Source organism: Paenibacillus sp. FSL E2-0178, assembly GCF_038593005.1.
In the GTDB taxonomy this organism is placed as follows: domain Bacteria; phylum Bacillota; class Bacilli; order Paenibacillales; family Paenibacillaceae; genus Paenibacillus_AQ; species Paenibacillus_AQ phytohabitans.
The window spans coordinates 467,517-481,985 of sequence record NZ_CP151953.1; the positions used below are offsets into that span (position 1 = coordinate 467,517).

General features: G+C 50.8%; 8 protein-coding genes. 1 reads left to right on the forward strand and 7 read right to left on the reverse strand.

The features are described 5' to 3' along the window. The 7 genes from MHI42_RS01910 to MHI42_RS01940 all read right to left on the reverse strand — a co-directional run bounded on the left by MHI42_RS01910 (window position 1) and on the right by MHI42_RS01940 (window position 10,383). Window positions 1-2,160, reverse strand: a complete 2,160-nt coding sequence (locus MHI42_RS01910) for a GH92 family glycosyl hydrolase (RefSeq protein WP_342424670.1) — start codon at window positions 2,158-2,160, stop codon at window positions 1-3. Window positions 2,161-2,199: 39 nt separating this feature from the next. Further along, window positions 2,200-3,303 (reverse strand): glycoside hydrolase family 88 protein, encoded by a 1,104-nt coding sequence (locus MHI42_RS01915; protein ID WP_342422553.1) that lies wholly within the window; start codon window positions 3,301-3,303, stop codon window positions 2,200-2,202. Window positions 3,304-3,388: 85 nt separating this feature from the next. Beyond that, window positions 3,389-4,960 carry an ABC transporter substrate-binding protein gene (locus MHI42_RS01920; protein ID WP_342422554.1) on the reverse strand — a complete coding sequence of 524 codons (1,572 nt, stop codon included), beginning with the start codon at window positions 4,958-4,960 and terminating at the stop codon, window positions 3,389-3,391. A 77-nt stretch (window positions 4,961-5,037) separates the two neighbouring features. Continuing rightward, window positions 5,038-5,949 carry a carbohydrate ABC transporter permease gene (locus MHI42_RS01925; RefSeq protein WP_042137408.1) on the reverse strand — a complete coding sequence of 304 codons (912 nt, stop codon included), beginning with the start codon at window positions 5,947-5,949 and terminating at the stop codon, window positions 5,038-5,040. A 16-nt stretch (window positions 5,950-5,965) separates the two neighbouring features. Beyond that, complete coding sequence (locus MHI42_RS01930) at window positions 5,966-6,901, reverse strand: ABC transporter permease subunit (protein ID WP_216626735.1); 936 nt, start codon at window positions 6,899-6,901, stop codon at window positions 5,966-5,968. 106 nt (window positions 6,902-7,007) lie between these two features. Beyond that, complete coding sequence (locus tag MHI42_RS01935; protein ID WP_342424671.1) at window positions 7,008-8,843, reverse strand: sensor histidine kinase; 1,836 nt, start codon at window positions 8,841-8,843, stop codon at window positions 7,008-7,010. Next, entirely contained in the window at window positions 8,731-10,383 is a 1,653-nt protein-coding gene (locus MHI42_RS01940; protein ID WP_342422555.1) for a response regulator, read from the reverse strand. The genes MHI42_RS01935 and MHI42_RS01940 overlap by 113 nt, the downstream gene beginning before the upstream one ends. A 283-nt stretch (window positions 10,384-10,666) precedes the next feature. Here MHI42_RS01940 and MHI42_RS01945 point away from each other — a divergent pair, with 283 nt between their 5' ends. Continuing rightward, window positions 10,667-14,392 (forward strand): glycoside hydrolase family 9 protein, encoded by a 3,726-nt coding sequence (locus tag MHI42_RS01945; RefSeq protein ID WP_342422556.1) that lies wholly within the window; start codon window positions 10,667-10,669, stop codon window positions 14,390-14,392. Window positions 14,393-14,469 lie beyond the last annotated feature (77 nt).

Consider the following 14,469-nt stretch of genomic DNA (forward strand, 5'->3'; position numbering starts at 1 on the left):
TTATGCCAATGTGCGCGGTTCCCTCTCCTTGAGCGGGGAAGGTGGAATCATGCTTCCCCACTCTCCGGCTTCAGAACCAAGCTCCAGCAGAAGCGTGCCTCCTCCGGCGATTTCTTCATGGCGGACCCAGGCACGGTTCAATTCCTTGCCGTTGATGGAAGCAGACCGGATATACCGGTTGCCGGACCCGCTGCATTCACCCTGAGTCTCGATCGTCAAAGGAACGGGAGTCTCCTTCGCTCCAAGCAGCAAGGTTACCCTACTGAACAATGGTGGAACGAGGAAATAGATATCCTGACCCATCAAAGGGTACAACCCCATAGCTGAACAGATGAAAAAAGCACTCTGGCAACCCATATCCTCGTTATCACCCAATCCGTCACGTTCAGCCCTGAAGTATGTCTCCAGACATTCCCGGACCCGGTCAGCCGCCCGGTCGGGTCTTCCCGCATAAATATATAAATAAGGAATATGCAGCATGGTTTCTTTGGAGTTATAGAATCCGCCGTCAAAGAAATCGTCTAAATGCCTGATAAAAGCTTCTGTCCCCCCATGCCGTTCGACCAGTCCATGAAAGTCATGATGCGTGCTGAACGACCATTGCAGGCTGGTTCCTTCGTAGAAGTAAGGATCATTCCATGAATCCGGCAGGCAGGATGTGGGGTCAAAGGACCTTGCCCATTCCCCGTCCGGAAGCCGGGGCGCAAAGCATTTAAGATCCTCCCGCCATAAATTCCATAGCTTCTCCGAGCTTTGATAATACTCTTCGGCTGTCTTATCCTGACCGAGAACCTCAGCTAACCGGCCGATACACCAGTCCTGATAGGTATACTCCATATGACGGGATACACAGTTCTTCTTCACATCCGTCGACAAGTACCCCAGGGAATGATAATCCTTCAGGTGACGGCCATAGAGCCAGGTGTCCGGGGACGTAACCTCATTATTCTTGCGCATTTGCTTCAAGGCTTTGGCATAGTCGATTCCCTCAAGCTTTTTAAGCGCCGCTTCACAGAACAGCACATCTGCGGAGCTTCCTCCTTGAATCATCGCGCTATGTCCCATAATCCAGGCGTCCGGCAGCCAGCCGGTATGATCCGCGATATCCAGCAGACAATTGAGGATATCCGCTTCAAGCTGCGGGTCGAGCAGTGTAATCAACGAGTTGGCATTTCGGACGCTGTCCCACAGTGCATACAGATCAGTGAAATGCCGGACCCCGGATTCCCAGGCGAAGTTCTCATCGTCTACTCCCAAGTCACTCGGCATACAGAACAGCCGGGTCATCAGGGTATAGAACAGCCGCGTATGCTCCTCGCTACCCCCTTCCACCGTGACTCTGCTGAGTTTATCCTCCCAGATGCTACTGGCCGCTTGCCGGATTTCATCGAATCCGGCGGACGCTTCCCGGTCCACACTGGCTCTGGCCTTGCCGACACTTACATAAGAAATGCCAGTCTTCGCCACCAGAACTCCGCAGTCACCGAAGCTAAGGGAAGCCTTACAATTCGGACCATCTACAGACGGGCTGCGGCGTACTCCGCCGGTGTCCGCCAGCAGGCTGCTCTCCATCGGCTGATCGAAGCGGATATAGAAGTAGACGGAATAAGGGAATTCATGCCCCCAGCCCCCGCGCAGGTCGGAGCGGCCTGCAATCTCGTACTCCGATATCACTTCAAGGTAGCCGCCCGTGGAGACGCCGGTAGTCTTCCCCGGCTCATCTCCGCCTACCTGAATTACCGCCCCGGCATCAATCAGCAGGTTGGCAGCATCCCCGGGCTTGAAGCTGTAACGGTGGATGCCTGTGCGGGCTGTGCTGGTCAATTCAGCCTGTATGGCAGCGGGCATTAATTGCACGCTGTAATATCCTGCTTCGGCCTGCTCATTCTCCTTAAGGTAAGGATCGATATGGAACCGCTGCATGCCGGTATAAGGAGTAAAGCCTACATTGCCGTAACGCCCTCCGCCCCCCGTTCCGCTGACATGCGTATGACTGAATCTGATAATCGGCCTCGAACTGTCGTAGCCGTGGGATAGCTGCGGCGGCAGCGTATCCGGGCCAAGCCTTACGATGCTGCCCGGCAGATAAGGCCCGCACAAGCAATTATTTTCCCCATCCACACCTATAAACGGATCGACATAATCCACTCTTCTTCTCATCAACGTTGTACCTCCTTCATTGCCGGTAAAGCCTTCCCTCTACCAAAAGATTTCGCTCTCTCCCTTTAACTTCAGCAAGGCTTCCAGAAAGTAAAAGTCGCCGTAGATGATAGGCACCTCTACTTCGGCATTGGACGGGAAGCTGCCGGTCCCCTTGGTAATCAACGCTTCTTCCGCCGGGTCCTCCGGCGTGTAATGACGGAACAGCGATTCCGTTATTGCCGCGCCGAGCTTCCGGTAGCGCGCTGCTTCTTCACCTTCCAGCAGAAAGGCAATTTCCAGCATTCCGCTGGCTGCGCAGGCCGCAGCTGTTGAATCTTTGGCCCATAGCTGTTCTGCAGGTGCCCGGAAATCCCACGGTGGCACAAGATCCTCCGGCAATTGTGCGGCGAAATAATCCGCAGCCGCTTTGGCCGCATCCAAAAACCGGATGTCGCGCGTATAGCGGTACCCTATAGCGAATCCGTAAATCGCCCAGGCCGATCCGCGGGACCAGGCGGAATCCGGGCTATACCCTTGTCCGCCAAGCGCTTCTATCCGCTCTCCCGTTCCGGGATCGAAGCGGACGATATGGTGCACCGAGCCATCCTGACGGATGAATTCGCGGAGCGCCATCTCAGAGTGTGCAGCGGCTATATGCCGGTACCGCGGGTCCTTAAGCTCTTCGCTGGCCCAGTACAGTAAGCCAAGATTCATCATGCAATCTATAATCGCCAGGCCTTCACTGCCTTCATACAGCCAGGCACGGATGAAATGCCCTTTAAGATTAAAGCGGCTGGCTAAATGGCTGGCAGCGATCAGCCCTCTTCTTCTGGACAGCATATTGCCGGTGAGCTTGTAGTCGGCCACCGCTGACAGACTCCAGAGGAATCCGTTATCATGATGGAGCTGTTCGTATTCCTGAAGAGGCGCATCCAGCTGTTCTTCACAGTTCTCGGCGATCCTCCGGTATTCCTCATCGCCGGTAGCCCGATAAGCGAGCCACAGGATTCCGGGCCAGAACCCGTTGGTCCAGCAATCGGGGTCACGCGCATCATATTTTCCGCCGTAAGAGGCATTAGGGAAGGTTGCTCCGATTCTGTGGCGCGTGTTGCTTAATTTGCCCAGGGAATAATCCCAGGCCTCATTGATCCAAGTCTCCATCGTGTATGGTCTCCTTTTCTCTTGTACAGTTAAATGGCAGGACGCCCTGAAACAACAGACCTCCTGCCATGCTTCAATCCGTTAATTATTGAGCTGCTTTCCAGGCATCAATTTGGGTCTGCAATTCTGTTTGGACCTTCTCAATGCCAGCCTTCTTTAATTTCTCATTTCTTTCCTCAAGCATTTTGGCAGGGTCAGGAATAGCCCCCGTGCTTGCGGCCCGGTATTCGCCAATGACCGAGGTAAGCTGAGTAATCTCGTTCTTGACGGATGACTCATCGAATACGAACCCTAACAGCGGTGAACGTTTGGCCTCATTGTTGAATTCCTTCCAGCTTGAATACAAATCATCAGGCTGACCCGGCTTGAGATAATTGATGAGCTGATTCCCGATCACCCAGAACAAGGCGCTGGTGCCATATCCGGAATCGGCAATCGGCTCGATGCGGTTCTCGCTAATCTTCTTATAGTGGGTGCCTTCAATTCCGTTAACGAACAGGTTCACGGCATAAGGATCAGTATGCAGCGCATTTAACACCATCATGGCCCGCTCCGGATCTTTGGAGGTGCGGGAGATGGAGAACATCGATCCGGCGGCAAGGTCCGTGGTTACAATAGGCTCTTCAATAACCTTAGAGACGAAATCATATTTATTGTCGGTGGCAATTTTCAGTTCAATATCAGCCCCCGGCTTCCAGACGGCCTGCTGCATCCAGATTTTACCCTGTTTTCTTAAATCACCGATGTCAGTCGTTGTTGTAGCTGCATCGCTATTGATGTAGCCCTTCTCATAATAGCTGCGGTTCAGCTCATATTCCGCTTTGGCAATCGATGAGATTTCCGGATCAACAACCGACTTTATCTGGATGTTATCTGTATTCGTATAGTCATATAAGAACAAAGGAATCTTGTTAGGCGTCGGCCCGATAACGCGGAAGTTCGAGCGGGTCTCATACATCATGCCTTCACCCGACTCCTTAATGAAATCCAGAATCAATGCCGGCTCTTTCTCCTTCAGCAGCTTGAACCAGGGTTCAAAGTCCGACATCGTCTTAATAGCCTCAATAGGGATACTATATTTGTCGACTATATCTTTCCGGTAAGTGTAGGCCTTGCCCTGGGTAATCTCTTTGTTTGTGGGAATCCCATACAGCTTCCCTTTGTAGCGCGGAGCCTCCAGGTAGATCGGGTTCAGGTTCTCCGAGATGCCCTGCCCGTATTTGGCCAGCAGATCATCCAGATCCAGGAAGGCGCCCTTAGAGACGTTGCCGAAGAAATTAAGCCATGAGGCTGTGAATACAAGATCCATTGGCTCACCGGCATTTAACATCAGCTCGGTCTTCTGCTTGTATTCGCTGGAGGCGATCGGCTGAAGATCAACAGTGGCATTAAATTTCTCTTTGAAATATTCACTGAGCTTGGCTTCGACCAGCGCATCATCCCGCTGCGGCGCACCGAAGTAGATAATCGACACCTCGTAAGGCTTCAGTGATTCCGGACTGTCAGCAGGTGCCGCAGTACTCGTGCTCTCCGTGCCTTTTGATGCTGCCGGTTCAGAAGTACCCCCGTTATTACCGCCAGAGCATGCCTGCAAGGATAACGCAAGAACCAGAATAATCGCTGTGAATAGCGGTTTGCGCCCTTTTAACTTTTTCATATTAACCCTCCCTAAATGATTAAGCTTATATATAGAACGGCAGACAGAATAGGCTGCTTGCCGGTTCCACCGCTGCTTTAGCCCTTAACAGCCCCTACTGTGAGGCCTTTGACAAAATATTTCTGAAAGAAAGGGTACGCGATCAGAATCGGCCCCATCCCTATGACGGCCATTGCCATCTGTAAGGATTCATTCGGCAGGTTCTTCATCATCGTTGGATTCTGGGCGGCCAGCTCCACATTATTGCGCAGATACTGCACGTCATTGAGGACACGCATCATCAAATACTGGAGCGGATATTTGTCCTCACTGCTGATATACAGCAGCGCATTGAACCAGTCGTTCCAATAACCGATAGTGCTGAACAAAGCCATGGTCGCCAGGACAGGCAACGAGAGCGGCAGAACGATCCGCAGGAAGATTCTAAGCTCACCCGCACCGTCAATTCTTGCCGATTCAATCACTGCAGGATGAATGGTCGTCTGGAAAAAGGTCCGCATAATAATTACGTTGAATGGCACAATCAGCATGGGCAGGATCAGCGCCATATAGGAGTCCTTGATATGCAGCACCTGAGTATAGATTAAATATCTGCTGACCATCCCGCCATTAAACAACATCGTGAAGAACAAAAAGAACGTAAATGCATTACGGAACGGATAATCCGCACGTGAAATGGGATAGGCATATAGTGCCATGAGCAGTACACTGAGCGCTGTGCCAAGAATGGTTATGGTAAAGCTCACCCGGTAGCCCGACAGAATCGTCTGAAAATCCTTAAAGATGGATTCGTAGGCAATCAACGACCATTTATCCGGAACGAAGCTGTACCCCTGAGTCAGAATGGACTGTCCGTCTGTGAAGGATACAATAATGACTAGCAGAACAGGCAAAAAGCAGATTAGTGAGAGGATTACAAAAGCAATGTTTAAAATTAAACTGGAAGCTACAGAAATTCCGCCGATGCGGCTGCCGGAGTCGTTGGCCATGATTGTTCTCCTTTATTTAGAATAATGCCTGTTCCCGGTCAATTTGTCTGACCGCGCTATTGGTTGCGATCACCATGATGAACCCAACCACCGATTGAACAAGCGCCGTGGCCGAGGACATCCCGATATCATTTAATTGCATCAAGGCCCGGTATACATACGTATCCACGGTATCCGTTACCGGATACAATGCCCCTGAGTTCATGGGCACCTGGAAGAACAGCCCGAAGTCTGAACTGAAGATACTTCCCATCGACAGAATCGTCATAATGATAATGACCGGCCGGATAAAAGGGATCGTTATGTTCGTAATCTGCTTCCACTTGGAAGCCCCGTCGATAAGTGCAGCCTCATAGTATTCGGGGTCAATTCCGGCGATCGCCGCAATGTAGATAACGGCACCGAAGCCGGCATGCTTCCAGGCGTTCACGAACACCAGGATATAAGGCCAGTATTCCTTCTCCGAATACCAGAACACCGCATCCTGCCCGAAGGCTTTGAGGACGGTGGCATTGATGAAGCCATGATCCGGCTGCAGGAAAGCGTATACGAGATAACTCACTACTACCATTGACAGGAAGTGCGGCAGGATAATGAAGCTTTGATAAGCTTTTGCCAGAAACCGCCGCCGGATCTCATTGATGGCCACCGCGATCGATACCGACAGCACTAGGTTCAGTATCATAAAGGTCAAGCTGTACAGCAGCGTGTTTCTTACAATTCTCCACATATCTCCCGAGGAGAACAGGAATTTGAAGTTATCAAATCCTACCCATGGGCTCCCCCAAATTCCGTCAATGTAATTCACATTCTTGAACGCAATGAATATACCGAACATCGGCAGATAGCTGTGCGCCAGAAGGACAAGAACGGCCGGCAGCATCATTAGTGTCAGCGCCTTGTACTTCCACATGGCATGGATAAATCTTGAGAATCCAGTGGCTCTAGTCATGTCCATTACTCCTTTCATGGACTTATTATAGAACCATCTCTACACGGCTACGATGATGCATTCCCGTAAAAACGTGATCTTTTAAACGCCCATAGCCGGTAGTACCTCATTCGGGGGGCTTGCGCAAAGGCAGGGTGATGATTGCCCGTGTCCACCCCTCATCGCTTCGTTCATAGGTCAAACCATACGCCTCCCCGTAATGGAGCTGGATCCGCTGATGCACATTTCTGATGCCATATCCCTTCGGACTATGCTCTTCCTGCATAATGGCAGAGAGTTCATCCGGATCTACAGGCAGATGCCCGTTGTCCTCTACGATGAAGCGGAGGGTATCTTCACTTTGAACGGCAGATACCCGTATTTCTCCTTCCCCATCCATTCCGCGCACGCCATGAATAATGGCATTTTCGATCAGAGGCTGAATAATGACTTTGGGAGTTTCATAGCCGCTCAATGTTTCATCGATCTGCCAGCAGACCTCAAAGGTGTCAGGGTAACGTTTCTCTTGCAGCCGTGTATAGGCCTGGGCATGCTCCAGCTCTTCCCCGGCTGTAATCATTTTCCGGCCTTTACTGAGGCCGATACGCAGCAGCATGGACAAGTCACGGACCATTTCGCCAACCTCGGTATTTCCGCTATCCAGCGCGTACCAATAAATCGAATCCAGGGTATTGTACAGATAATGGGGCGTGATCTGGGATTGGAGCATCAGCAGCTCATACTCCTTTTGTTTCAGCTGCATCACATAATTTTCTTCAATCGAATAATCCAGCCTTTTGGTCATTTTCACAAATGATCCATATAGAATGCCGAATTCATCATGCCTGAGCGGCTCCTCTGTCCAAGACAGCGTTTTGCCGGGTTCATATATTTTCATAACCGAGACGAGCTTCACTACGGGCTTAACGACAAGCCGTACTAAATAGAGCACGAACGTGAGGACAAATGCTAAAAAAACGACGGAGATTATGACGAGCATATTTTGCAGCCAGATTTGTTTACCGGTAATGGACGCTAAGGGGATTTTGTACAATAATCTGGTGTGGAATTTCGGGCTGTCCGAATAGGCATAGAGCCACTCTTCCCCGCCTTCTTCAGCGAAGGTGAAGCCATAAGGCCCCGCAGGTCCGATATTCTTGTCAATCTCGGCCAGTGAAATGCTGCCTGAACCTGCGGACATTAACAGCTCATCCTTGTCATTGAATAAGAAGATACCGGCAGCAGACGGCACCTCAACAGATACCATATCCCGGGTTAAAAGCACCTCTACCTTGTTGACCACCAGCAGGCCGATGGCCTCATTATAGTCCCGGGGATTGAGAATACTGCGCATGAACGAGATCGTTTGCTCACCGGTCTCTGCATGCGTAATGCGCAGTGCTCCGCCTCCGCTGTCATCCATGTTGCTTACCATAGCGTCAGGTAATCCGCCCGCATCATTATCCAAATACTTGAATCCCTTTGTCTTATGGGAAAGATCAAAAGGCGTATCTCTACGCTCAATATTTCTCATATAAATTGCATATTCCGTGCCCCCGGTAGACCAGCTCTCCAGAATATTATCGGCCTGCTGGATTTCATTCAGCGTGTCAATTCCGGTCCAGAAGCTATACCCCGCCGGATTACTGAAAAAGTGATTATCCAGCAGTGTGACCGTCCTGTCATTGATCGCGGATATGGTTTTGTCGATCGTCACATGATTTTGTTTAACCAGCTGGAGTGTTGTACTGCCGACTTCTTCCTTGATGGTGTCTACAGCCACATAAGCTGAAATCCAGCCTACTACTATAAAGGGGAGGACAATCAATACGAGGAATGCCAGGGTGACTTTATGCTTCAGTTTCAGTTTCAGCTTCAGTCCGGTTCCCTCCTCTGGCTTGCTTGCGGAATTCCGCCGGTGTGAGCCCCAGCATTCTCTTGAACATCCGGCTGAAGTGCTCAGGCGACTCATACCCTACCGCAAAGGCGATTTCATACCGTTTCTTGTCTGTGGTAATCATCAGCCGCCGGGCCTCTTCCATCCTTAGTGCCGTCACATAATCCCAGAGGTTGGTTTTCATATCACGTTTGAAAATATAACCCAAGTGGGCTGCGCTGAAATGAACCTCCTCGGAAATATCCTGGATTTTCAGCGCCGGATTACGGTAATTCTTCTGGATGTAGCTGGTAATCCGCGAGATCACATTCTGATCTCTGGCCTTCGAGAGCTGCTGCAAAAAAGCAACCGAATCTTCAATGTACCGGTGCAGCCGTTCCAGCTTCTGCTGTCCGCTAAGTCCCTGGAACACCATATCCGGGTTGAAATCATAGAGGGAAACCCCGTTCCCCTGTCCGTATTCGACCAGCAGCCCGTAAATCCGGTAGATCAGCATCCCGCAATAGCTGTTCGTGACCTCCTGTGACTGTTCAGACACCCGCAGCTGGCCAAGGATGTTTTGCGGATTCACGTCCCCTGCGGATTCTACCGCTGATTTCATCTGCTCCATGAATTCACTGACCTTGCTCATCCAGACGACCATACTCAGATTATCCTGCACGGCTATATCGTGATAATAGAAGACTCTTTGTCCGGGATGGACTTTGGTCCACTCCGCCGCAGTGTCTGCTTCTTCCATCAGCCTGGGGAGCATTAATACATCTCCGCCCAAAGTGCTGAGGCCGATCGTTGCCTCCACATTCAGATACTGCTTCATATTCATGGCGATCATCTGCCCGATCATATGGATCTGCGAGTGTACTCTAACCCGGGGATCGCCCATTTCTTCGGCAGATAACTGGATAATGCTGATGATCGAATGGCCGAACCCGTTGAAGGTCAAACCATTCCACTCCATTAAGGTTTCATTCATAATATTAATCGCCGCATATTTCAATAATTTGCGGTCATGCAGAGTGACCTTCTGTTGGCTGAAGCCGGCCTGGCTATAATCAATGCGGCTGGAGATCACGCCGAAGAATTGTCCTTGTAATAGCTCTCCCAGTTCACTGGTCACATCTTCAATATCCTTCCGGGTCAGATTCCGCTCTGTAACCAGCTCCATCAGCCACTCATTACGCCTGGACTGGTCCTGTATCGGCCTGCTGTCCGCCTCAAGGCTCTTCCCCGGAAGCTCTTTCTGGGTTAACGCTTTGCGGACTACCCGCAGCAGCTCTGCTCGCTCTACCGGCTTGACCAGATAATCCTTAGCCCCCAGCCGGAGCGATTTTTTGGCGAAATCAAACTTCTCATGGGCGGAAATGACAATCACCGGGACATTCCACTGCTCCATATAGATATTCTCCATTAATTCAATTCCGCTCATCCGGCCCATCTGTATATCGGTCAGCACCAGATCAAAGCGGTCCATCCGCAAATAATCAATCGCTTCGAACCCATTGATTGCCGTTTCAACATAAGTGATGTTCATGTCCGAAGCGAGCAGGAAGTTCTTGATCCCCGCACTCACTCTCGGCTCATCGTCTACCACGAGAATTTTATACATGATGCTCCCCCCTTTTGTATCACAGTACACTCGCTGCAAATTCCGATAGAATGATCTATTTCATCTTTTGTGTGATCTATATCAGGATTGTTAACCGCCTGGCTCTGAAAGACCTTTATTTCATAGGTTCGAAGCCGTTACAGCCCTAGTATAGATCACATATTTCCTGTAATTCATCATCGATTAGTGATAGTAACTCTTTTATGCTCTTTTTGCAAGCGTTTACATAAAAGAGGAAAGGAGATTAGGGTTCACACTATCCGACTATGAGGAGGTTAAACAGATGTTCAGATCAAGCCTATTCCCCGTACGATTCAAAAAGTTATTGCCTGTATGCCTCAGTCTGTTGTTGATCATAAGTGCTGTTGCTCTGTCTCCCCGGCCTGCCGCAGCAGCGGTTAACCCCTTGCCGGGACCCGGCCACCCTCTTCTGTATGATGATTTTGCCGGCGGCGGGCTGTTCAAGCAAAATTGGACGAACTGGTACAATCAGAACGGGGGCAGCGGCACTTTCACCAAGACGGTCCAAGGCACCCGCACGATTGGAAAGTTCACACAAACCCCAAGCTCCTCCACCTCCTGGGCCAAGTTTCAGCCGATGAACGAGACCTTTGACCTCTCGGGCTACCGTTACATGAATCTGTCTCTGCAAAATGCAGGTTATGCCCAGTCACTCATTCGTGTTGTCATAAGCGATGGCATCACCAATTATAATCTTACCGGTGGTTATGTACCTGCAACGAATACCTGGACCAGCCTGCAGTTTGATCTGGATGCCCTGTCGCCCAAGATTCAGAAGGAGAAAGTCAAACTGGAGGTGTGGCTTAGACAAGCCGGCGGGACTTACGGGGAAATGCTGATCGATGATATCGTGTTTACCACGGCCTCCGGCGGTACCGCGCCTCAGTTAAGCCCGGCTGTGATGAGTGCGGATACAGATGGCAGCTATAACCAGAACACTAATTTTACCTTCGATGCCACTTATACCGACCCGGATAACGAAGCGCCTTATGCCGTCCAGGTGATCATTGATGACACGGCCTATACTATGCGCGAAACCGATCAAGCCGATGTTACCTACACGGACGGAAAAGATTACAGGTTCATGACCAAGCTTACGGCGGGAGCCCACTCTTATTATTTCCGCACCACAGATACGACTTCCAATGAAGTCACGACCGGAATTCACAATTTGAGCGTAACCAATTCCTCTTCTGTGATTGATATTGTAGTGAGCCAAGCCGGATACAGTGCAGACGATATCAAGAACGCCAAATTCATCTCAACCACAACCGTCACAGACGCCACTTATGAAATCTTGGATGGATCTAATGTCGTGTCTTCAGGCACCATGACTTACGAGGGCTTCTACTGGAATAAGCATGTCTATTCTATCGGTTTCTCCTCCGTCACGGATGCCGGGAACAACTACAGGGTGCGAAGTAATCAGCAGTATTCCTATCCTTTTGTAATCACGCCTAACCTGTGGGATCAATACAAGGATGAAATGACTGCCTTCTACCGTCTTCTGCGTGCCTCAGTAGCCACCAGTGATGCTTATCCTGAGGGTTACAGCAGTGTAGCTCCTTCCGCCAAGCTCTACCATGCCGCGGGTCACCTGGATGATGCCCAGTCTGCGGACGGCCTGACCCATTATGATCTGACCGGCAGCTGGTACGATGCGGGGGATTACGGCAAATATGGCGGTAACCAATGGGTCGGCGCGGAGATTGCACTTGCTTATACGCGTTATGCGGACAAAGACAGCGTGAAGTACGATAACGACAGCAATGGCATCCCGGACCTGGTAGATGAAGCTGTCTTCGGCAGCGAATATCTCATCAAGTTCGCGGATCAGCTTGGCGGGGAAATGTATAATCTCAGGAACAATGCTTCTTTCGTTCACCCGGAGAAATCTACCGACAACATATCCGGCACAGCGGATGACCGGAAGCTGACCGATTTAAGCGTCGGCGGCTCAGCCAAGTCAGCGGGTACACTTGCTGCTACAGCGCGCGCGATCCGCACAGCGATTAACGAAGGCGATATCGAATCCTCTCAGATTGCAGAACTCACGGATTTTGCCGACCAATGCGAGAGCGCAGCTGTAATCTTTTATGATTATGTGGTTGCCCATTCTGACGGTCCAATAGGCTCTTACTCCACCAGAGGAGGCATCCCCAATTCCAAGCTGCTCGCTGATGTGGAGCTGTACTTGCTGACCGGCGAGAACCATTATAGGAATGCAGCCTCGGCTACAATTAACGCCTTAACCTTGGGTGACATCTCATCCACGAACTACTGGGATATGAGCCCGATGTCCATGGCTGAGTTCTATCCGGTTGCCGATGCTGCAACACAGTCTCATATTCACAGTTTGTTAAAAGGACAAGCGGATTTCTTCCTCTCCACGTCAGATGATACACCCTATGGCGTACTGAACCAGTTTAAGAATTTCGGTGTAAACGAACCTCATGCTTCTTATTTGGGGGACCTGCTGCGGTACTATGAATTATTTGGTGACCCGGCAGCACTGGAGGCGGTGGTAAAAGGCATGTACTGGCTGTTCGGAGAGAATCCGTGGAACATCAGCTGGGTCTCCGGCATTGGCACCCATCATGTGATGTTCCCGCATACCCGCTACAATGAGGATTCCAATACTGCGGGTGATACAGGGATTATCTTCCCCGGCGCCATGGTCAGCGGACCGAATATGAAGGATCCTAAGAATCGGAACAGTGTAAGCCCCTGGTACGAGGACCGGTCCCTCTATCTGGATGATACGAATCAGTGGCGGTATAACGAGTTCAGTATCAGTATTCAGGCAGGACTCCTGTATACAGTTATGGGACTTAGTGCAACTCCGGGAACAGGGGCAGACAACACAGCGAAGCCGCCCGCCTTGCCGCTACTCTCTCCGGTGATTGGAGAATGGGTCCGCGGAGATGTAACTGTTTTTGCTGAGGCCGGGGATGGTCTGAGCCAGGTAGAGTATGCGGCAGCCGGATTGCCTTATCAGCCGATGACGGTATCCGGTAATGTATATTCAACTGTAAGCGGTGCGGTTTACGCTGCTGTCATCGATGAGAGCCAATCCTTGCCCTACACCAACCGGAGAGTAGATGTTCGTGCGAAGGATTCTTCCGGCGCATACACCTACAGCTCCACTCATTACACCGTTGCTCCGGCGTTGCCGGACCCCTCCACTCCGCTGTTATATGATGATTTTGGAGGAGGCGGATTCTGGGGTGGTTCTGCGGCCAATACAACATGGGTCAACTGGTATAATCAGAATGGCGGCACAGGAACATTCACCAAGCTAACCGCAGACGGACGTTCAGCCGGCAAATTCGCCCAGACTCCGGCAAGTGTGACTTCAGCGGCTAAATTCCAGCCGTGGAACGATGTGGTCGATCTGAGCGGCTACCGGTATTTGAATATTACGCTTAAGAATCCGGCCTCGCCTGACCTCAGAACCCGGATTGAAATTAATGACGGCAAAAGAACGTACAATCTGACCGGAGGCTGGGCTCTGGTTCCAGCGGACTGGAGCGATCTGCAATTTGATCTGAATGCACTTAGTCCGGCCATTGATAAAAAGGCACTCAAGATGTCCATTTGGCTGAAACAAAATACAGTCACTGCCGGAGAAATGCTGATTGATGAAATTAAGGCGACCAATCAGGTCAGCGGAAGTGCGCCAACGTTAACTTCAGGAGGCGTAAATCATACAGCAGGCACGCCGCAAACCGAGTTTACTTTCACAGTCACTTATACCGATGCGGACAATCAGGCCCCATTTGCCATGGAGCTGGTCGTGGACGGCGTTGTCCGGACCATGCAGCCTGCTAATCCGGGTGATACTAACTATGTTGACGGCAGAGTCTATCAATACACGACCAAGCTGCCTCCCGGCCAGCATTCCTACTACTTCCACACTACTGATACTTTTACCGATGCTATAAGTACAGAGGTTCAGAGTGGCCCTATAGTTGGTTGGGGTAGCTAATAATACCGCTGCACAAGGGGCTGTCCCTAGCAGGGGCTGTCCCAAGCTAAGAAAGAGCTGCTTGGGGCAGCTCTTTC

Bases quoted from the DNA above. Each gene is read 5' to 3' on its own strand.
- MHI42_RS01940 (WP_342422555.1), bottom strand. From the start codon at position 10,383: ATGTATAAAATTCTCGTGGTAGACGATGAGCCGAGAGTGAGTGCGGGG.
- MHI42_RS01930 (WP_216626735.1), bottom strand. From the start codon at position 6,901: ATGACTAGAGCCACTGGATTCTCAAGATTTATCCATGCCATGTGGAAG.
- MHI42_RS01910 (WP_342424670.1), bottom strand. From the start codon at position 2,160: ATGAGAAGAAGAGTGGATTATGTCGATCCGTTTATAGGTGTGGATGGG.
- MHI42_RS01915 (WP_342422553.1), bottom strand. From the start codon at position 3,303: ATGGAGACTTGGATCAATGAGGCCTGGGATTATTCCCTGGGCAAATTA.
- MHI42_RS01945 (WP_342422556.1), top strand. From the start codon at position 10,667: ATGTTCAGATCAAGCCTATTCCCCGTACGATTCAAAAAGTTATTGCCT.
- MHI42_RS01920 (WP_342422554.1), bottom strand. From the start codon at position 4,960: ATGAAAAAGTTAAAAGGGCGCAAACCGCTATTCACAGCGATTATTCTG.
- MHI42_RS01925 (WP_042137408.1), bottom strand. From the start codon at position 5,949: ATGGCCAACGACTCCGGCAGCCGCATCGGCGGAATTTCTGTAGCTTCC.